Origin of the sequence: Aquihabitans sp. G128 (assembly GCF_019048865.1) — a bacterium.
Lineage (GTDB): Bacteria > Actinomycetota > Acidimicrobiia > Acidimicrobiales > Iamiaceae > Aquihabitans.
Genome location: NZ_CP077604.1, coordinates 4,691,163 through 4,709,167, shown reverse-complemented (window position 1 = coordinate 4,709,167; position 18,005 = coordinate 4,691,163). Strand labels below are relative to the sequence as shown.

The following is an 18,005-nucleotide window of genomic DNA, read 5'->3' as shown; positions in this document are numbered from 1 at the left end:
CCTCGCCTCGCCCACCGCCGCCGCGCCGGTCGGCGGGGCCACGGTCAGGACAGGTCGATCGCGCCAGGAGCTCGTGGGGCCGTCACGGCGACGTGTCCGCCTCGACCGGTCGCCACCACCGCGGCGAGGGCGCCGACCGCCAAGCCGGCCAGGACGAACGGCATGGCCTGGTGCTCGCGGGGCGCCCGGCAAGCAGCATCGTGGTCGACGACGGCGTCGGCGTTCCGGTTGTCCAGGCGCCGCGGCAGGAGGTAGGAGCCGCACGAAACCCGGCTCGGGTGGGCCCCGGTGCCGCGCCACGGGTGGGAGGTCGTGCCGCACAGGCCCCAGCCGACCAGTCCGAGCGCGAGCACCCCGAGCACCACCACGATCTCCCGCTGCCGCCCGGCCATGGCGGCGAGCGTACGGCGGCACGGCTCGCGGGGTCGACCGACCGGCTGCAGCCGGTCGCTGGCGAGCGTCCCTCGAACGGGGACATCGGGGGCCGGCTCGTCTCCCGGCCACGGCCGGGGGTAGTGGCCGCAACATGATCGGCCTCTCCGTGGTGCTCTGGACCGTGACCGCCCTCGGCGGCCTCGCGCTGGCGGGCGTCTGGTACCGGGCGTTGCGACGCACCGGGTCGACGTATGACCCCGGTTACGTCGAGCGAGGCGCAGTCACCGCCGGCAAGGTGGCGCCCCACGCCACCCTCGCCGTCGGCGGGCTCATCCTGTTCGCAGCGACCGCCGCGGTCCCGGCCGGCGAGCCGAAGACGGCCGCTCGGGTGCTCGCCCTGGTCCTGCTCGTCGTGGGCATGGGCATCGGCACCGCCATGTTCACCCAGTGGATGAAGGGTCGGAGCGACAGCGAGGCCGACGCCGCCCTGCCCGCCGCGGTCGTGATCGGCCACGGCCTCCTCGCCGTGGCGACCCTCGTGGTCGCCGTCATCGCCACCATCGCCGCCCGCTAGACCGCGGCAGCGACCGACCTAGGCCAGCTGGAGGGGGTCGCCGAGGGTGTAGGAGCAGACGACGATGCCCGACGGGAGGGCGGTGGTGCCGGCCAGCTCGAAGGTCCGGCCCGGCGTGCCCTCGGCGAAGAGCCGCTTGCCGGTGCCGACCAGGACCGGGTTGATCGGCAGGATCAGCTCGTCGGCCAGCCCGTGCTGGATCAGCGCCGAGGTCAGCGTGGAGCTGCCGCAACAGATGAGGTCCGGCCCGTCGGACGCCTTGATCCGACCGATGCCCTCGACCAGGTCCGGGCCCACGGCCTCGAACGGGCCCCACTCCAGGCTCTCGGGGCGGTGCGTCACGACGTACTTGGTCGCCACCCGGAGCCGATCGGCGAAGGGATCCCCCGCGGGCACGTTGGGCCAGAACGAGGACCACAGGTCGTAGGTGCGGCGGCCGAGCAGAGCGTCGTAGCGCTCGCCGTAGGCGCCGAGCAGGAACTCCCGCCCCTCGGGGCTGCGGTACGGCGCGCCCCAGTCGGTGTAGGGGAACCCGTCCTCGGGCGTGTTCTGCATCACGCCGTCCAACGACATGTGGTTGATGACCTTCAGCTTGCGCACCTGCGTCTCCGTTCTCGTCAGCGATCACCGGTCCAGACCACGGCAGCGCCGGAAACTCATCGGACCCGGCGGTGGATATCGCTCGGGCGGACCACGGACACGCCGGACGCCCTACCGTTCCGGCCATGACCCCGCCCGTCGATGCCTGGCCCACCACGATCGCGGCGATCACGTTGGTCACCGACGACCTCGAGGCCACCGACCGCTTCTACCGAGAGGTCTTCGGCCTGGAGCCGGTGTTCGGCGACGACGCGTCGAGCGTGTTCCGCTTCGGGGAGGCGCTCATCAACCTGTTGCGGCGCGAGGCCGCGCCGGAGCTGGTGGACCCGGCGCCGATCGCCCCGGTCGACGCCGGCGTCCGATCGGTGATGACCGTCCAGGTCGACGACGTCGACGCCTGGTGCGCCCGCCTCCGTGACCGCGGCGTCGAGCTGCTCAACGGCCCGATGGACCGCCCGTGGGGCCCGCGCACCGCCAGCTTCCGCGACCCCAGCGGCCAGGTCTGGGAGCTCGCCACCTGACGGAGGGCTGCCGCTACCGCCAGCCGGCAGCGCGACTGCGGAGCACGCCACGCACCACGAGCTGGATGCCGAAGGCGACGAGCCAGAACGGCGTGGTCGAGTGGACCACGTCGCCGAGCGGGTGCCGGCCGATCCAGGTCACGACACCGATGTACAGCGTGAACAGCGCCCAGATGCCGAGGCCCACCCACCGGAACCGCTCGTCGATCTCCGCCCTCGTCACGCTCGCCTCCTCGCCTCGTCGAGCGGCCAGGCTACGAGGCGAGCCCACCGCCTCGATGCCCCCCTGGACCCCTGGGCCCCGACGGTCGGTGCGAGGATGCCAGCAGGCGGCGATCCCGAGCGAGGAGGCCGAGTGGGCGCAACGGTAGGGGGCGAGCTCTTGTCGCTCTTCGATCACGTGGCCGACCGGACGGTGGCTCGCCTCGAAGGGCTCAGCGACGACGAGTACCGCTGGAAGCCCGCTCCCGGCGCCGCAGACCTGGGAGCCAAGCGCGCCGAGCTCGTCGACGGCCGCGGCAACCCGAAGGTCACGACGATCGCGTGGCGGCTGGTCCACGTGTCAGACGCCGTCGCTCGCCACCCGCTGAACGGGCTCCTGCAGCCCGGGTTCACCCCCTCGGCGCGGGAGCGACCGCGGTCCGCCCTCGCCGGCGTCGACCACTTCCGACGCAGCTACGACGAGTGGCGATGCGTCATCGAAGCCGTCGGCGATCCCACCTGGCTCGAGCCGCTCGGACCTGCCGCCGGACCGTTCGCCGACTCCACCGCCCTCGCCGTGGCGCTCCACACCGCCGACGAGCTCATCCACCACACCGCAGAGATCGCCCTCCTCCGAGACCTCTACCGACACCGCAAGGGCGCCTAGTCCCTTCGCAGACCTGGCGTGCGGGTGACCCCGATGACACCGGCGGGGCTGCCGTCGGCCGGGTAGGGGCGGCGGCCATCGACGGCCTCGGCGAAGACCGCTCCACCGGTTGCGGGGCTCAAGACCAGTCGCCGTCGAGCACGCCCTGACAGTAGGTGCGGATCTGCTCGTCGGGGTCAGCGAGGTGGGCCCGCAACTGCGGCTCGATGGAGCCGGCCAGGCCGAGGTCGCCGGCGAGGCCCATGATCGCGTAGGACCTCACATCGGCCGCCTCGTCGTCCGCCAGAGCCAGCAGCGCCTGGACGACGTGCCCATCGGGCTCACCGCTGGACGTGAGATGGGGCAACGCGGCCGCAACCGCGAAGCGAACGCCACCGTCGTCGTGATCGACCCTGCGAAGGACCGCAGCGAGCGCCGTCGGGCTCTCCGCCTGGCAGCCGAGGCATGAGATGGCCCACCGGACCACCTCGGCTACGTCATCGGACAGCGCGAGCTGGACCACGAGCGGCTCGATCGGCGCCCACAGCCCGTCGCCGTCGACGTAGGGGTGGCCGAGCTCGCGAAGGATGCGAAGCCCCACCACCCGCTCGTGGGAATCCTCGCTCGAGCACAGGGCGATGCACCGGTCGACCACCTGCTGCGTAGGCCGCTCGTGGAGCGCCAGCAGTGCCCCGAGGCGATCGTCGTCGTGGCGGCGAAGGTCCTCCAGCACGTGCGAAGAGCTCCTCCGTGCCCAGGTCCGTCTCGGGCCGCAGCGATGAACGCATGGAGCATGGCTAGCCGACCACCACCCGGCCTCGAGGTTCAGAAGGCCCGAGGGATCGGAGCGGACGGGCGGGCGAGGGCCTGCTTCCGGTCCTCCCAGATGACCTCACCGGGATCATCGGTCCAGAGCTCTCGGACCTCGACCCCGGCGTCGCCCATGACCTGGGCCAGCTGACGCGCACGCCGGACCACCGCACCCTTGTCCTTCCGGGCGAACCTGCCCTCCGCCTTGAACCAGAACAGCGACCTCCGCACCGCTTGGCTGCGAGCCTTCCCCGCCAGGCGCGGCCGGTAGAGCCCTCCGCCGCCGTCGCGGCTGAACCAGTACCAGGCCTCGTCGTGGGCCCGCTGGATCGACCCCTTCTGCTGGTCGAAGTCGATGTCCTCGAAGCGCGGTGAACATCCCGAGCTCGGCATCGAGCGTCGGGTGGGGCTGCTGGACCACGAACCGCACGAAGGCTCCGTCGCTCACCCACCGAGTCTCCCTCGCCGACAGGCCACACCGGACCCCCCTGCTGTTCGCCGCTCGAGAGGACGGGTGGGCGTCGTAGGGTCGGGTACGTGCGAGCAGAGTCGGAGGAGCTGACCTCGACCTACTGGCGGTGGGTGGCGCTGACTTCGAGCAGCGAACGGGCGGACCGCCTCCGCGCTGAGGCCGGCGAGGGCGCGTGGGCATGGGAGCGGGTCGAGGAACAGGTGCGCGCCGGGGGGCGTCGAAGCCGTCCGGTTGGTCGAGCAGCTGGCATCATCCGCGCCGGATGAGGAGGCGCTGTCACGCCTCGGCGCCGGAGCCCTCGAAGACCTGCTCGAGCAGCACGGCCCGCAACTCGTCACCGCTCTCGAAGACGCCGTTCGCCAGAGCCCCGAGCTGCGAACCGCCCTCACTTCGGTCTGGTACTCCGGGCGCGACCCCGCCGTGCTCCAGCGCCTGACCAAGTTCGGCCTGGCCCCTTGAGCGAGCCCTGCGCGTTGGGAGCCACTCCGCCCGAGGTGTGAGAGCTGGGCTCGTCGCCGCAACCTCGGCTCGGCTGACCGCCCGGCCGCTGGCCGCCGTCCCGGACCCAGCGGTCAGAGGGCGCGGATGAGGAGGTAGATGGAGACGAGGACGCCGAAGCCGACGACGCAGGCGCGGAGGACCTTCTCGTCGAGGCGCTTGGCGACCTTGGCGCCGAGGAACCCGCCGAGCAGGGTGCTGGGGGCGGCGACGGCGGCGAACTGCCACTCGACGGGACCGAAGAGGCCGAAGACGGTGACGCTCACGCTGGCGTCGACCAGGGAGAGGAGCGACTTGCCGGCGTTGAGGCGGCGGAAGGTGTCGTGCACGGTGAGGCCGAGCACGCCGACGATGATCACGCCGAGCGCGCCGCCGAAGTAGCCGCCGTACAGGGCCGCCACGAAGATGCCGCCCACCGCGGCACGGCTGGGCCGCTCGCCGGTGGCGGCGCCCTTGGCCATGCGGCGCTTGGCCCACGGCTGCAGGGCGGTCAGGCCGCTGGCGAAGAGGACGAGGAACGGGACCACCACGTCGAACGCGCCCTCGGGCGTCACGAGCAGCAGCACGCAGCCGACCGTGGACCCGGCCAGGGTGGCCACCACCAGCGGGGGCAGGCGCTTGCGCTGGCTGCGGATCTCGTCCCGGAAGCCCACGACGCCGCCGAGGTAGCCGGGCCAGGTGGCCACCGAGTTGGTCACGTTGGCCGACAGCGAGCTCATGCCGGTGCCGAGCAGCGCCGGGAACAAGATGAGCGAGCCGCCGCCGGCGATCGAGTTGACGATCCCGCAGAGCAGGCCAGCGAACGCGACGAGGGCGCCGTCGAAGAGGGTCATGCGAGGTGGTCGTCGATCCGGTGGAGGGCGGCGGGGGGCCGTCAGACCGTAGCGGCGGCCTCCGCGAGCAGGTCGCGGAGCAGGTGGCGACAGGTGAGGCTGTAGCGGTCAGCCTTGGTGTGGAGCTCGGCGGCGGGGTCGAGCGGCAGGCGCAGGTCGTGGAACAGGCGCTGCAGGTGCAGGTCCTCGGCCACCACCTGCTCCTCGAACGCCAGGCGCTCGTCGAGCTGGTCCTCAGTGAAGCCCTCGGGGCGGCGGAAGAGGATGTCGAGGTCCATGCGGGCGCGGCCCGGGCCCTGGGGCACGAAGCCGAACAGCAGGATCGTGCTGCCGAGGCCCTCCTCGTAGTCGAGCTGCAGGCGCAGCCACAGCGGGGCGTGGAAGGCGTAGTGCATGGTCCGGTGCGAGCGGGGCTCGTCGTCCTCGGCCTCGACCACCGCCAGGTTGCGTGCCGCGATGGGCACCCGCATGGTGCAGGTGACGGTGGTGCCGTCGCGCTCGACGACCGACTCGGGCAGGCGCGCCGCGTCGGGCGTGCCGAAGGTGGTGGTGTGGACGAACGCGAAGTGGCCGGCGTCGAGCTGGTTGTCGAGCAGGAGGCCCACGCCGAAGCGGCCCTCGGCTCGGCTCAGCCGACGGAGGTGCCACCCGTCCTGGCCCCACTCGGGGACCTCTGGCAGCGGGGCGAGCGGGGCGGTGGGCGCCAGCCACAGGTGGTCGAGGTGGGCCTGCACGGCGAACGGCTCGGCGCCCTCGGCGGTGCGGGCCGAGTACGTGGCACCGTCGGCCGCCAGCGACAGCGTCCAGGTGGTGCCCAGCAGCTCCGTCTCGACCGACGCACCTGGCGCCAGCTCGCCGAGGCGGCAGGCCTGGTGCCAGAAGCGCTCGAGCCCGGGGGTGTCGCCGTCGAGCCAGGACCCGGCGGTCGGCGCCGCCGGCAGCGTGACCGGGACCTCGCTGGGGACGACCTCGAGGCGGGCGCGGGGTGGGATGCGGCCCTCGGGCCCGAGCGCGGGCACGTCGACGCAGCGGCCGTCGCCGCCGAAGCCCCAGCCGTGGTAGCGGCAGCGCAGCACGCCGTCGGCCACGTAGCCGGCCGAGAGCGGGGCCCGGCGGTGCGGGCAGCGGTCGTGCGCCACGCGGGTGCAGCCCTCGGCGTCGGTCCAGCGGACCATGGGCTGGCCGTCGAGCTCGAACGCCTCCGGCGCCTCGCCCTCGACCGGCACGGCCGCCGGGGCCTTGGCCGGGGCGGCGGCGAGCGCCTGCTCGGGGGTCACGCTGCGCTCCGCAGGCGGGACAGGGCCCGGCGGTAGGCGATCGCCACCCGGTCGAACGGGAGGTGCAGCTCGTCGGTGAGGTCGAGCGGCAGCTCGGCGGGCACCTGGCTCTCGATGATGGGCCGGTCCTGCTCGGCCAGCAGGTCCTGGAAGTCGGCGTAGGGCTGGTCCTCGCCCTCCAGGTCGAAGTCGCGGGACTGGAAGCAGAAGCCGGTGGACGTGGTGGCCGTGTTGGGCTGGGCCACGAAGAACAGCGTTCGGTTGCCGCCGGTCTCGGCGTAGTGGCACTGCAGGTGGATGGTGTACGGCAGCGTCAGCACGTAGGTGTTGGTCTGCACGCCCCGCTCCGACGTCAGGTCGGTGACCGTGAACTCGTCGTTGGTGTTCGGGACGTTCATGGAGATCGCGTAGTGGAGGGCGTCGCCCACGTCGTCGACCTTGTGGCTGGCCACCACCAGGTCCTCCTTCTCGCCGAGGTACCCGTCGTGCAGGTAGCCGAGGTGGCCGAAGTCGGTGAAGTTCTCGACCATGCGCTCGGCGCTGGTCTCCCACGTGTAGGCGGGGCACTCGACGTGCCGGTAGGCGGGGTCCTCCCACTCGGGGAAGGCGGGGATGTCGGCCACCGGCTCCTCGAGCGCCACCCACACCAGGCCGTAGCGCTCGGTGCAGCGGAACCGCTCGATGGACGCCCGGGCCGGGATCGACGCGTCGGGCCCGAACTGCGGGATCTCCACGCAGGCGCCGGCCGCCTCGAACTTCCACCCGTGGTACGGGCAGACCAGGCAGCCGTCCTCGACGGTGCCGATGGACAGGGCCGTGCCGCGGTGCGGGCACTGGTCGGCGTTGGCCACGATGCCCTCGCCCTCGCTGCGCCAGAGCACGACGCGCTGGTCGAGCAGCGTGGTGGCCACGGGGTCGGTGCCGATGGCCCGGCTCCAGGCGACGGGGTGCCAGTAGGGGCGGAGGTGGTCGATGCTCACGACGTGGCCTCCAGCTCGGCGTCGCGCCGGGCCGAGGAGCCCTCGGCCACCTGGGTGCGGGTCTTGGCGTAGCGGACGCCGCTCTCGGCGTGGGTGCGGCTGGCCGCCACCGCCCGCTCGACGTCGCCGCTGGAGAGGGCTCGCACCAGGGCGAGGTGCTGGCGGTAGGCGCCCTCGGGGTCGGACTGGTAGCCGGGGCCGACGTTCACCGCGTCCTCGATGTACGGGAGCAGGTGGGCGTTGAAGAAGGCGGCCATGCGCGGGCTGAAGCCGATGGCGTAGATCTCGCGGTGCAGGTTGCGGTGGACGTGGGCCATGGTGGCGTCGTCCGGCGCCTCCCGCAGCTGGTCGACCAGGGCGAAGACCCGCTCCCAGTCGGCCTCGGAGCCCCGAGCGGCGGCGAGGCGGGCGGCCAGCCCGTCGATCTCCACCCGCAGGAGGCCGATGTCGCCGAGGTCGTCCGGGCCGGTGGGCGTGGCCACCAGGCCGCCGGTGGAGGTGCGCTGGACGAAGCCGTCGCTCTCGAGCCGGCGGAGCGCCTCGCGCACCGGCGTGCGGCTGACCTGCAGGCGGTCGGCCAGCTCGACCTCCCGCATGCGGGTGCCGGGGGCGATGGTGTCGTCGAGCAGCTCCCGGCGCAGCTGGCCGTAGGCGGTCTCGTAGCGCAGCGCCTCGTCGTGCGGGGCCCAGGCGGGTGTCGAAGTGGTCATGTATGCAGGCTCCTGGCGGCTGAACCCTTGTGTGGCTTCGTTCAGATGAATGTCAGACAAGTGGTTGCCTCCACTTTGGCATTCTGTGTATACATAGTCAATCACTGACCCCGAGGACGAGATGCCCCCACGTCGCCAACCACCCGCTCGGACCACCCCGGTCCCCGGCCCCGGCCCGGCCGCTGCCGTGGCGCGGGCCGCCCTGCGGTCGCGGCGGGCCTGACGCCGTGCAGGACCTCGACGTCCTCGTCATCGGCGGTGGGATCGGCGGGCTCACCACCGCGGTGGCCCTGCTGCGCGACGGCCACCGGGTGCGGGTGCTCGACCAGGCGCGGGAGCTGCGCCCCATCGGCGCCGGCATCTCGCTGTGGTCCAACGGGGTCAAGGTGCTCGACGCCCTGGGCCTGGGCGCCGGCATCGCCGCCGTCGGCGGGTCCATGGAGCGGCTCTGCTACCGCGACCTGCACGGCACCACGCTGTGCGACTTCAGCCTCCAGCCCCTCGTCGACCGGGTGGGCGAGCGGCCGTACCCCGTGCGGCGGGCCGACCTGCAGGCCCTCTTGCTCGGGAACATCGGCGACCGCCTGACCATGGGCCAGCGCTGCACCTCGGTGGAGGAGGTCGACGGACGGGTGGTGGTGCACACCGAGGCGGGCGAGCGCCACGAGGCCGACCTCGCGGTGGTGGCCGACGGCACGCACTCGAAGCTGCGGAGCTACGTGGTGGGCCGCACCGTGGAGCGGGAGTACGTCGGCTACCACAACTACAACGGCGTGGTCCCCGACTCCGCAGCCTTGGGCGACCCCCGCTCGTGGACCGTGCACGTGGGCGAGGGCAAGCGGGTGTCCACCATGCCCGTGCGCGACGGGCAGTACTTCTTCTTCGACGTGCCCACGCCGGACGCCGTGCCGGACGGAACCGACCCGCAGGGCGCGCTGCGCAAGCACTTCGCCGGCTGGGACGAGCGGGTCCAGGCGCTCATCGAGGCCATCGACCCGCCGGGGGTGGCCACCCTGGCCATCCACTCCCACGCCCCCATCGACACCTACGCACGCGGCAACGTGGTGCTGCTCGGCGACTCCGCCCACACCACCGCACCGGATCTGGGCCAAGGTGGCTGCCTGGCGATGGAGGATGCCCTGGTGCTGGCCAACTACCTGACGACCACGAGCGTGAGCATCGCCGACGCCCTGCAGCGGTACTCCGCCGAGCGGGCGCCCCGGGCGGCCCGGATCATCGAGCGGGCGCTCAAGCGCTCCCGCCTGTCCCACGCCCACGACCCGGCCGCCACCGAGGCCTGGTACCAGGAGCTGGCCCAGGAGGACGGGTCGTCGATCATCGGCGGCATCGCCGCCTCCATCGAGACCGGGCCGTGCCGGTGAGCGCCGCCGGCGACGGTGCGGGGCGCGCCTGGCTGTCGCTCCACGTGCTCGACGTGACCGTGGGCCTGCCCGCCGCCGGCGTCGCCGTCACCTTGCGCCGCCTCGATGCCGACGGTGGCGGCGAGCAGCTGGCGTCGGTCACCACCAACGCCGACGGCCGCACCGATGCCCCGCTGCTCGAGGGCGATGCCCTGGCTCCGGGCACCTACGAGCTGGCCTTCGCCCTCGGCGACCACTTCGCTGCGTCCACCGGCAGCGGCGACCGGTACCTCGACGTCGTGCCGGTGCGCTTCGGCATCGGCACCGATCCCGGCCACGTCCACGTGGCGCTGCTGGCCACGCCGTGGTCCTACACCACCTACCGCGGGAGCTGACCGTGGCTGCTGCGGGCGACGGCCCCACCGTCGCCGAGGTCAACACCCTCGACCCCGCCGCCTTCGTCGAGGCGTTCGGCGAGGTGTTCGAGGCCACGCCGTCGCTGGCCGAGGCGGCCGCTGCGGCGCGGCCCTTCGCCGACCGGGCCGCCATGGTGGCGGCCTTCGACGCCGCGGCCGGGGCCCTCTCCCCCACCGAGGTCCACGCCCTGCTGCTGGCCCACCCCGTGCTGGGCACCCGCAAGCCCATGGCGGCGGCGTCGCAGGACGAGCAGGCCGGCGCCGGGCTGCGCGACCTCGACGGCGAGCTCCGGGCCGAGATCGCCGCCGGCAACGAGGCGTACCTCGAGCGGTTCGGCTTCCCGTTCATCATCGCGGTGCGCGGCCTCGGCCCCGCCGAGATCGCCGGCTCGCTGGCCGAGCGCCTCGGCCACGACGCCGAGGTGGAGCGGGCCACCGCCTTCGAGCAGGTCCGGCGCATCGCCGCCCTGCGCATCGAGGCGGCGGTGCGACCGTGACGGATCCGGCCGAGGCGACTGCCCCCCTCCCCGCGCCCCGCGTCGACGGCGAGCGCCTGGTGGCGCGGCTCACCGAGCTGCGCGGCATCGGCGCAGCAGCAGACGGCGGCGTGACCCGCGAGGCCTACGGCTCGGCCGACGTGGCCGGCCGCGACCTCGTGGCCGGCTGGATGGCCGAGGCCGGCCTCGCCGTCGAGGTCGACGGCGCCGCCAACCTCATCGGCCGTCGTGCCGGCACCACTGGGCGCTGGCTGGCCAGCGGCAGCCACCTCGACACCGTGGTCGACGGCGGCTGGCTCGATGGTGCCTACGGCGTGGTGGCCGCGGTCGAGGTGGCCGCCGCCCTCGCCGGGCGGCCCGATGCCCGCCACGGGCTGGCCGTGGTGGCCTACGCCAACGAGGAGGGCGCCCGAGGCACCCAGGGCATGGCCGGCAGCCGAGCCCTCGTCGGCCAGGTCGACGAGGAGGAGCTGGCCACCCCGGACGACGACGGCGTGACGCTGCGGGACCGCATCGCCGCCGCCGGCGCGGAGGTCGCCCGCCACGACGACGCCGCCTGGGACCTCGCCGCCTTCGACGCGGTGGTGGAGCTGCACATCGAGCAGGGCCCGGTGCTCGACGCCACCGGCACCACCCTCGGCGCGGTCACGGCCATCACCGGCCGCCAGGCGCTCGACGTCGAGGTCCTCGGTGCCGCCAACCACGCCGGCGCCACGCCCATGGAGCTGCGCCACGACGCCCTGGCCGCCGCCGCCGAGGTCGTGCTGGCCATCGAGGCGCTGCCTGCCACCGGGGCCGTGCGGGTGGCCACCGTCGGCCACGTCACCGTCGGCCCGAACGTCCGCAACGTGGTCCCTGGCCGGGTGGCGCTCAGCGCCGAGCTCCGCGACGAGGACGCCGGCCGGCTCGACGCCGCCATGGCGCTGGTCGAGGCCGAGCTGGCCCCCATCGCCGAGAAGCGCGGCGTGGCCCTGCGCACCTCGTGGGGCCAGCGGGTGCAGCCCACGGCGTGCGACCCGGCGGTGCTCGCCGTGGTCCGCCGGGTGTGCGCCGAGAGCGGACGGACCTGGACCGAGCTGCCCAGCGGTGCCGGCCACGACGCCCAGATCCTGGGTCGCGAGATCCCCATGGCCATGGTGTTCGTGCCCAGCCGGGGCGGCCTCAGCCACACCCCGCACGAGGACACCGCGCCCGACGACCTGGTGGCCGGCGCCCAGGCCCTGCTCGACGCCATCGTGGCGCTCGACGACGTCGACCAGCCCGACCCCACGACGGAGGACCGGCCGTGACCGAGCACCCGCCCCGCTGGGGCCACGACCCGGCCGACGGCCCCTACCCACGGGACCTGGTGGGCTACGGCGCCACGCCGCCCCACCCGCAGTGGCCCGGCGGCGCCCGCATCGCCGTGTCGTTCGTGCTCAACGTCGAGGAGGGCGGCGAGAACAGCGTCCTGCACGGGGACCCGGCGTCGGAGACCTTCCTCTCGGAGATCGTGGCCGCGGTGGCGTTCCCGGACCGCCACCTCAGCATGGAGTCGCTCTACGAGTACGGCTCGCGCGCCGGCGTGTGGCGGGTGCTCCGCCTCTTCGAGCAGGCCGGCCTCCCCCTGACCGTGTTCGGCGTGGCCCGGGCGCTCGAGGCCAACCCGGATCTCACCCGGGCCATCGTGGCCGCCGGCCACGAGATCGCCTGCCACGGGCTGCGCTGGATCAGCTACCAGGACGTCGACGTCGAGACCGAGCGGGCGCACCTGGCCGAGGCGGTGCGCATCGTCACCGAGCTCACCGGCGAGGCGCCGGCCGGTTGGTACACCGGCCGGGACTCGCCCAACACCCGTGGCCTGGTGGTGGAGCACGGCGGGTTCCTCTACGACTCCGACTCCTACGCCGACGACCTCCCCTACTGGGTCGACGTCGATGGCCAGCAGCACCTCGTGGTCCCGTACACGCTCGACACCAACGACATGCGCTTCGCCACGCCGCAGGGCTTCAACTCCGGCGACCAGTTCCTGACCTACTGCCGCGACGCCTTCGACGTGCTCTACGCCGAGGGCGCGGAGGCGCCCAAGCTGCTCTCCATCGGCCTGCACGCGCGTGATCGGGCGGCCGGGGCGCTTCGCCGCCCTGCAGCAGCTGGTGGCCCACATCACGTCGCACCCCGACGTGTGGGTGTGCCGGCGGGTCGACGTCGCCCGGCACTGGATCGACACCTTCCCCCCGGAGGCGGCCACCTCGTGAGCACCCACCTGTCCTTCGATCCGCCGCCCCGCCTCCTCATGGGCCCCGGGCCCATCAACGCCGACCCCCCGGTGCTGCGCGCCCTCTCGGCCCAGCTCATCGGGCAGTTCGACCCGGCCATGACCGGCGCCATGAACGACACCATGGCCCTGTACCGACAGGTCTTCCGCACCGCCAACGCCGCCACCTTCGTGGTCGACGGCACCGCCCGAGCCGGCATCGAGGCGGCGCTGGTGTCGCTGATCGAGCCCGGTGACCGCGTGCTGGTGCCCGTGTTCGGCCGGTTCGGCCACCTGCTGCGCGAGATCGCCGAGCGCTGCGGCGCCGAGGTCCACACCGTCGAGGTGCCGTGGGGCCAGGTCTTCGAGCCCGACGCCTTGGAAGCGGCCGTCGTCGACGTGCGGCCCAAGCTGCTGGCCACCGTGCAGGGCGACACGTCCACCACCATGTGCCAGCCGCTCGCCGAGCTCGGAGCGATCTGCCGGGCGCACGACGTGCTGCTCTACGCGGATGTCACCGCCTCGCTCGGCGGCAACGCCTTCGAGATGGACGCGTGGGGGCTCGACGCCGCCACCGCCGGGCTGCAGAAGTGCCTGGCCGGCCCCTCGGGCTCGGCGCCGGCCTCGTTCTCGCCCCGGGCGGTCGAGGTCATCACCGCCCGCAAGGCCATCGAGGCCGGGCTCCGTGAAGCCGGCGACGCGCCTGCGGACGCCCACCGCATCCGCTCCAACTACCTCGACGTCGCCCAGCTCCTCGACTACTGGGGCGAGCGTCGCCTCAACCACCACACCGAGGCCACCACCATGCTCTACGCAGCGCGCGAGTGCGCCCGGATCCTGGTGGAGGAAGGCATCGACGCCGCCGTCGAGCGCCACCGCACCCACGGCGCCGCCATGCTCGCCGGGGTGCAGGGCCTGGAGCTGGCCGTGTTCGGCGACCCGGCCCACAAGATGCGCAACATCGTGGGCGTCGAGATCCCCGATGCGGTCGACGGCGATCGCGTGCGGGGCGAGCTGCTCGAGCAGTTCGGAATCGAGATCGGCACCTCGTTCGGCCCGCTGCACGGCAAGATCTGGCGCATCGGCACCATGGGCTACAACGCCCGCACCGACGCCGTGCTCACCACCCTCTCTGCGCTCGAGCAGGTCCTGCGCCGCAACGGCCACGACGCCCCGGCCGGCGCCGGCGTCGACGCCGCCCTCGCCAGCTACGGCGCCACGTGAGCACGGGCGTGGGCGCCGCCCCGGCCGCCGTCGACGGGCGGCGCAGGCTGCTCGGTGACCGTGGCTCTGCCCGGTCAGGCCAGGCGGTCGAGGAAGCGCTCGACGGCCAGGGCCGACTCCTCGCGCCAGATGCCCACCGGGTCGCCGGCTTCGGGCGAGCAGGCGCCCTCGGCGTCTCGCTCGCGCTCCCGACGCCGGGGCTCCAGCGCGGCGCGCTGGGCTTCGAGGAGCGGTCCGCGGTCGCGGCCCAAGGCGTCGCCCAGCACCAGCTTGAGCAGCAGCTCGGTGCGGGTGTCGCGCACGTGCTCCACCGGCTGCACCAGCCAGGCGTCGAGCAGCTCCCGCCCTGCCGGCGTCGGCGCGAAGACCGTCCGGGTGCCTCCGGTGCGGCCGCGCTCCTCGCCCACCACCGCCACCAGGCCGCGCTCGTGGAGCTGGTCGAGCGAGCGGTAGGTGAGCGGCCGGGACAGCGGCAGAACCCGCCCCACGTCGCCCTCCGGATCGAGGCGAGCGGCCACGCCGAAGCCGTGGCTCGGTGCCTGCGCCAGGCAGCCCAGGCAGGCCCACTCCCCCAGCAGCAGCTCTCCCACGTCCCGCGAGCGCGCCACGTCGCCATCCTCGCACACCCCTTCCGCCGCCTCGCTCCGACCGGCGGCCCGATCTCCTCCCCAGGTGCGCCGTGAAGCTCCTCCAGCCCGGCCAGGGCGACATCCCGGCCAGCACGTACGTGCGGGCCTCGGCCGACACCCTCCGCTGGGGCCGGCTGCCCACACCGGGCACCACCCCGGTCGCCCGCCTCGCCGACGGCGATGCCATCACGTTCGACACCGTCAGCCACGAGGGCCTGCTCGGCGACCAGGGCGCCGACGCCGTCGAGTTCTTCGGCGGCTGGGGAATCGGCGCCGACGACGTGCTCGACGACGTGCGTGACCTCGCCGGCACCGCGCTCGGCCGGGAGCTGCCCCACGACGGGCCCCACGCCGTGCTCGGCCCGGTTGAGGTCGCCGGCGCCCGGGTGGGCGACGTGCTCTGCATCGAGACCCTGGACCTCGCCTACCGCGCCCCCTACGGCATCGTCAGCAACCGCCACGGCCGAGGCGTCCTGGCCGGTGAGCTGCCCCGACCGGTCGACGGGGGCGAACCGCCGGCGGTGGTGTCGACCCTGGCCCGGGTGGACGACGACGAGCGGCGCGGCCGCATCGAGACCGCCTCCGGCCACGCCCTGCGCTTCGACCTGCGGCCCTTCCTGGGCCTCGTCGGCGTCACGCCCGCCGATCCCGACGCTGCGTCGTCGACGCCGCCCGGCGCCCACGGCGGCAACCTCGACGTCCGCCACCTCGGGGCGGGCAGCCGGCTGCTGCTGCCGGTGCAGGTCGACGGCGCCGGCCTCTACGTCAGCGACCCCCACTTCGCCCAGGGCAACGGCGAGGTGGCCCTCACCGCCTTCGAGGCCCCGCTGCGCGCCACGCTGCGCGCTTCGGTGTGGTCCGGCACCGATGCCCGCCGCCTGGCCGCCGTGCTGCAGGCGCCCTGGGGCGAGACCCGCACCCACACCATCGTCATCGCCGTCGGGGCCACCGTCGACGAGGCCCTGCGCCAGTGCGTGCGCAACGCGGTGGCGCTCGTGGTCGACCGCACCGGGGTCGACGAGCAGAGCGCCCTCGCCTTCCTCTCGGCCGCCGCCGACTTCGAGGTCTCCCAGGCCGTGAACCTGGTGGTGGGCGTCCACTGCCTCATCCGCACCACGGACCTCGACGGCTGATGGCCGCCGAGGTCGCGCCGACCGGCGCCGTGCTGGCCGAGGACGAGCTGGCCGCCCTGGCCGCCGCCACCCACGCCTACGAGGACGCCCTCGCGGCGGGCGACGGCGTAGGCGCCGCGGCGTTCTTCGACGACCAGCCCGACACCTCGCGCTTCGGGCCCGAGGGCGCGCAGCTCGACCTGGCGGCCGTCCGGGCCCTGCGGGCCGCCACCGGCGCCACGCCCCCGGCCACCTGGCGGCACGACGCCATCCGCCCCCTGTCGCCGGCCACCGCCCTGCACCTCGCCGTGCTGGAGCGCGGCGGCGCCACCATCCACCGGACCCAGGTGTGGGCCCGCCGCCCCGACGGCTGGCGCATCGTCCACGCCCACGTCTCCCGCCTGGCGGCGTCCTCGTGACCGCCATCCCCGTCGACGACATCGGCGCCTTCGTCGGCCCGCCGTCCCTGCTGGCCGCCGGCGCCGACCACGGGCCGCTGGCCGGCCGCACCCTCGCCGTGAAGGACCTGTTCGACGTGGCCGGCACGGTCACCGGCGCCGGCAACCCGGACTTCGCCGCCGGCCGGTCACCTGCCATCGCGCACGCTCCCGCGGTGGAGCTGCTGCTGCGGGCCGGCGCCTCGGTGGTGGGCAAGACCGTCACCGATGAGCTGGCGTACTCGCTCTCGGGCACCAACGTGCACCACGGCTCGCCCCGCAACGTGGCCGCGCCGGGGCGGGTGTCGGGCGGCTCGTCGGCCGGGTCCGCCGCTGCCGTGGCCGCCGGCCTCGTCGACCTCGCCCTCGGCACCGACACCGGCGGCTCGATCCGGGTCCCGGCGAGCTACTGCGGTACCTACGGCTGGCGCCCCACCCACGGTGCGGTCCCCATCGACGGCGTGGTCCCGCTGGGCGCCACCTTCGACACCGTCGGCCTCTTCGCCCGGGACCCGCACCTGCTGGCCGCCGCGGCAGCCGTCCTGCTCGGCGACGGCGGCGGGACAGCCGGCCCGCTTGCGAGCCGCGGGCCAGCCCGAGCGGCGAGCACCGACGCCCCGCTCGAGCCCGGCACCCCGATCGCCGACGTAGCGACCACCGCGGCCTCCGAGATCGGTGGCGCAGGTGCGGCCACCGCGCCCCGGCTGCGGTGGATCGCCGAAGCGGTCGCCGAGCTGCCACCGTCGCTGGCGGCGGACCTGGTCGCCAGCGTGCACGGCCTCGGTCCCGACGTCGACGTGGTGGAGCTGGGCCTCGACCTGGAGGCGGCGGCCGGCGCCTTCCGCGCCCTGCAGGGCCGCCAGGCCTGGACGGCGCACGGACCCTGGATCACCGAGGCCCGTCCCACGTTCGGCCCCGGCATCGCCGCCCGGTTCGCCGCCGCGTCCCGGGTCACCGACGACGAGGTCGCGGGCGCCGAGGTCGTGCGGGCCCGGGTCACGGAGGCGGTCCTCGCCGCCACCGCCGACGGCACCGTCCTCGCCATGCCCGCCGCCGCCGGCCCCGCGCCCCTCCTGCGCACGTCGGGTGAGGAGCACGACCGCCAGCGGGCCCAGACGCTCCGCCTCACCTGCCTCGCCGGCCTCGCCGGCGCCCCCGTCGTCGTCGCCCCCCTCCTCCGCGCCGAGGGCCTCCCGTTCGGCCTCGCCTTCGTCGGCGCCCCCGGCACCGACACCGCCCTCCTCGCCTTCGTCGCCTCCCTCTCAACTCCCTGAGCTCGCGCGACGACCCGAAGGCTCGTGCGCAAAACCGCGATGAGCACCGGTCAGCGCACGAGCCTCCAAGCCGACCGGCCGCCGAATCGGGCCTGTGCGACGAACCAGACACCCCACCCGGCCCCCGTTGCGCCCTTCGACAACCGGGCAAGACGAGGGCCACGCTGTGACCCCCGCCCAGATCGACCAGCGACCAGCCGGCCACCAGCCCCCTCCACCGAGCCGGCCCCCACCAACGACGTGAACCCGCTCGGCGACCTGGCCGCTCCAGAGGCCAGATCCCAACCCCGCACGAGGAGGGGGTCGGCGCCCGAACGGGTGA

General features: G+C 74.3%; 22 protein-coding genes and 1 pseudogene. 13 read left to right on the top strand and 10 right to left on the bottom strand.

What is annotated here, in order from left to right; translation table 11 throughout:
• Nucleotides 1–44 precede the first annotated feature (44 nt).
• Nucleotides 45–392: a hypothetical protein gene (locus tag KSP35_RS22645; RefSeq protein ID WP_216998025.1), complete on the bottom strand. Its 348-nt coding sequence runs from the start codon at nt 390–392 to the stop codon at nt 45–47.
• 134 nt (nt 393–526) lie between these two features.
• Between KSP35_RS22645 and KSP35_RS22640 the strand changes: the two genes are divergently transcribed.
• Entirely contained in the window at nt 527–949 is a 423-nt protein-coding gene (locus KSP35_RS22640; protein WP_216998024.1) for a hypothetical protein, read from the top strand.
• 18 nt (nt 950–967) lie between these two features.
• Here the strand turns inward: KSP35_RS22640 and KSP35_RS22635 are convergent, their stop codons facing one another.
• The gene (locus KSP35_RS22635) at nt 968–1,549 is read right to left on the bottom strand and encodes a dihydrofolate reductase family protein (protein WP_216998023.1); all 582 of its coding nucleotides are present in this window, start codon (nt 1,547–1,549) and stop codon (nt 968–970) included.
• A gap of 125 nt (nt 1,550–1,674) precedes the next feature.
• Between KSP35_RS22635 and KSP35_RS22630 the strand changes: the two genes are divergently transcribed.
• Nucleotides 1,675–2,070, top strand: coding sequence for a VOC family protein (locus KSP35_RS22630; RefSeq protein WP_216998022.1), 396 nt, complete (start codon nt 1,675–1,677; stop codon nt 2,068–2,070).
• A gap of 13 nt (nt 2,071–2,083) precedes the next feature.
• Here KSP35_RS22630 and KSP35_RS22625 read toward each other — a convergent pair whose 3' ends face one another.
• Complete coding sequence (locus KSP35_RS22625) at nt 2,084–2,293, bottom strand: hypothetical protein (protein WP_216998021.1); 210 nt, start codon at nt 2,291–2,293, stop codon at nt 2,084–2,086.
• A gap of 159 nt (nt 2,294–2,452) precedes the next feature.
• On the opposite strand from KSP35_RS22625, the gene KSP35_RS22620 reads away from it, so the two are divergent.
• Nucleotides 2,453–2,938, top strand: a complete 486-nt coding sequence (locus KSP35_RS22620; protein WP_216998020.1) for a DinB family protein — start codon at nt 2,453–2,455, stop codon at nt 2,936–2,938.
• Nucleotides 2,939–3,056: 118 nt separating this feature from the next.
• Here the strand turns inward: KSP35_RS22620 and KSP35_RS22615 are convergent, their stop codons facing one another.
• Nucleotides 3,057–3,518 (bottom strand): HEAT repeat domain-containing protein, encoded by a 462-nt coding sequence (locus tag KSP35_RS22615; protein ID WP_216998019.1) that lies wholly within the window; start codon nt 3,516–3,518, stop codon nt 3,057–3,059.
• Nucleotides 3,519–3,742: 224 nt separating this feature from the next.
• Entirely contained in the window at nt 3,743–4,120 is a 378-nt protein-coding gene (locus KSP35_RS22610) for a hypothetical protein (protein ID WP_216998018.1), read from the bottom strand.
• A 310-nt stretch (nt 4,121–4,430) separates the two neighbouring features.
• Here KSP35_RS22610 and KSP35_RS22605 point away from each other — a divergent pair, with 310 nt between their 5' ends.
• Nucleotides 4,431–4,658: a DUF6869 domain-containing protein gene (locus tag KSP35_RS22605; protein WP_216998017.1), complete on the top strand. Its 228-nt coding sequence runs from the start codon at nt 4,431–4,433 to the stop codon at nt 4,656–4,658.
• A 113-nt stretch (nt 4,659–4,771) separates the two neighbouring features.
• Here the strand turns inward: KSP35_RS22605 and KSP35_RS22600 are convergent, their stop codons facing one another.
• Genes KSP35_RS22600 through KSP35_RS22585 form a run of 4 tightly spaced genes read right to left on the bottom strand, consistent with a single transcriptional unit; the run spans nt 4,772 to nt 8,497 of the window.
• A complete protein-coding gene (locus KSP35_RS22600) occupies nt 4,772–5,530 on the bottom strand; it encodes a sulfite exporter TauE/SafE family protein (protein WP_216998016.1) in 759 nt (252 codons plus the stop codon).
• 41 nt (nt 5,531–5,571) lie between these two features.
• Nucleotides 5,572–6,807: a Rieske 2Fe-2S domain-containing protein gene (locus KSP35_RS22595; protein WP_216998015.1), complete on the bottom strand. Its 1,236-nt coding sequence runs from the start codon at nt 6,805–6,807 to the stop codon at nt 5,572–5,574.
• Complete coding sequence (locus KSP35_RS22590) at nt 6,804–7,787, bottom strand: aromatic ring-hydroxylating dioxygenase subunit alpha (protein WP_216998014.1); 984 nt, start codon at nt 7,785–7,787, stop codon at nt 6,804–6,806. Before KSP35_RS22590 ends, KSP35_RS22595 begins: the two co-directional genes overlap by 4 nt.
• The gene (locus KSP35_RS22585; RefSeq protein ID WP_216998013.1) at nt 7,784–8,497 is read right to left on the bottom strand and encodes a GntR family transcriptional regulator; all 714 of its coding nucleotides are present in this window, start codon (nt 8,495–8,497) and stop codon (nt 7,784–7,786) included. The genes KSP35_RS22590 and KSP35_RS22585 overlap by 4 nt, the downstream gene beginning before the upstream one ends.
• A gap of 227 nt (nt 8,498–8,724) precedes the next feature.
• Between KSP35_RS22585 and KSP35_RS22580 the strand changes: the two genes are divergently transcribed.
• From KSP35_RS22580 to KSP35_RS26290, 6 genes and pseudogenes are all read left to right on the top strand, one after another.
• Nucleotides 8,725–9,879 carry an FAD-dependent monooxygenase gene (locus KSP35_RS22580; RefSeq protein WP_216998012.1) on the top strand — a complete coding sequence of 385 codons (1,155 nt, stop codon included), beginning with the start codon at nt 8,725–8,727 and terminating at the stop codon, nt 9,877–9,879.
• On the top strand, nt 9,870–10,253 hold the full coding sequence (gene uraH, locus KSP35_RS22575) for a hydroxyisourate hydrolase (protein ID WP_216998011.1): 384 nt from the start codon (nt 9,870–9,872) through the stop codon (nt 10,251–10,253). The genes KSP35_RS22580 and uraH overlap by 10 nt, the downstream gene beginning before the upstream one ends.
• Before the next feature lie 2 nt (nt 10,254–10,255).
• Nucleotides 10,256–10,771, top strand: coding sequence for a 2-oxo-4-hydroxy-4-carboxy-5-ureidoimidazoline decarboxylase (uraD, locus tag KSP35_RS22570; RefSeq protein ID WP_216998010.1), 516 nt, complete (start codon nt 10,256–10,258; stop codon nt 10,769–10,771).
• Complete coding sequence (locus KSP35_RS22565) at nt 10,768–12,060, top strand: Zn-dependent hydrolase (RefSeq protein ID WP_216998009.1); 1,293 nt, start codon at nt 10,768–10,770, stop codon at nt 12,058–12,060. Before uraD ends, KSP35_RS22565 begins: the two co-directional genes overlap by 4 nt.
• A pseudogene (puuE, locus tag KSP35_RS26295) lies at nt 12,057–13,008 on the top strand (allantoinase PuuE). The gene KSP35_RS22565 and the pseudogene puuE overlap by 4 nt, the downstream one beginning before the upstream one ends.
• Before the next feature lie 38 nt (nt 13,009–13,046).
• Nucleotides 13,047–14,231, top strand: coding sequence for an alanine--glyoxylate aminotransferase family protein (locus tag KSP35_RS26290; RefSeq protein ID WP_371749006.1), 1,185 nt, complete (start codon nt 13,047–13,049; stop codon nt 14,229–14,231).
• 74 nt (nt 14,232–14,305) lie between these two features.
• Here the strand turns inward: KSP35_RS26290 and KSP35_RS22555 are convergent, their stop codons facing one another.
• On the bottom strand, nt 14,306–14,839 hold the full coding sequence (locus KSP35_RS22555) for a PadR family transcriptional regulator (protein WP_216998007.1): 534 nt from the start codon (nt 14,837–14,839) through the stop codon (nt 14,306–14,308).
• A 71-nt stretch (nt 14,840–14,910) separates the two neighbouring features.
• Here KSP35_RS22555 and KSP35_RS22550 point away from each other — a divergent pair, with 71 nt between their 5' ends.
• Genes KSP35_RS22550 through KSP35_RS22540 form a run of 3 tightly spaced genes read left to right on the top strand, consistent with a single transcriptional unit; the run spans nt 14,911 to nt 17,683 of the window.
• Complete coding sequence (locus tag KSP35_RS22550) at nt 14,911–15,993, top strand: acetamidase/formamidase family protein (protein WP_216998006.1); 1,083 nt, start codon at nt 14,911–14,913, stop codon at nt 15,991–15,993.
• Complete coding sequence (locus KSP35_RS22545; protein ID WP_216998005.1) at nt 15,993–16,391, top strand: AtzH-like domain-containing protein; 399 nt, start codon at nt 15,993–15,995, stop codon at nt 16,389–16,391. The genes KSP35_RS22550 and KSP35_RS22545 overlap by 1 nt, the downstream gene beginning before the upstream one ends.
• Nucleotides 16,388–17,683, top strand: coding sequence for an amidase family protein (locus KSP35_RS22540; RefSeq protein ID WP_216998004.1), 1,296 nt, complete (start codon nt 16,388–16,390; stop codon nt 17,681–17,683). Before KSP35_RS22545 ends, KSP35_RS22540 begins: the two co-directional genes overlap by 4 nt.
• Nucleotides 17,684–18,005: the final 322 nt, after the last annotated feature.

What these genes read in the sequence shown, in the direction of transcription:
- KSP35_RS22645 (WP_216998025.1), bottom strand. Translation starts at nt 392, where the DNA reads ATGGCCGGGCGGCAGCGGGAGATCGTGGTGGTGCTCGGGGTGCTCGCG.
- KSP35_RS22640 (WP_216998024.1), top strand. Translation starts at nt 527, where the DNA reads ATGATCGGCCTCTCCGTGGTGCTCTGGACCGTGACCGCCCTCGGCGGC.
- KSP35_RS22630 (WP_216998022.1), top strand. Translation starts at nt 1,675, where the DNA reads ATGACCCCGCCCGTCGATGCCTGGCCCACCACGATCGCGGCGATCACG.
- KSP35_RS22610 (WP_216998018.1), bottom strand. Translation starts at nt 4,120, where the DNA reads ATGCCGAGCTCGGGATGTTCACCGCGCTTCGAGGACATCGACTTCGAC.
- KSP35_RS22600 (WP_216998016.1), bottom strand. Translation starts at nt 5,530, where the DNA reads ATGACCCTCTTCGACGGCGCCCTCGTCGCGTTCGCTGGCCTGCTCTGC.
- KSP35_RS22585 (WP_216998013.1), bottom strand. Translation starts at nt 8,497, where the DNA reads ATGACCACTTCGACACCCGCCTGGGCCCCGCACGACGAGGCGCTGCGC.
- KSP35_RS26290 (WP_371749006.1), top strand. Translation starts at nt 13,047, where the DNA reads ATGGGCCCCGGGCCCATCAACGCCGACCCCCCGGTGCTGCGCGCCCTC.
- KSP35_RS22545 (WP_216998005.1), top strand. Translation starts at nt 15,993, where the DNA reads ATGGCCGCCGAGGTCGCGCCGACCGGCGCCGTGCTGGCCGAGGACGAG.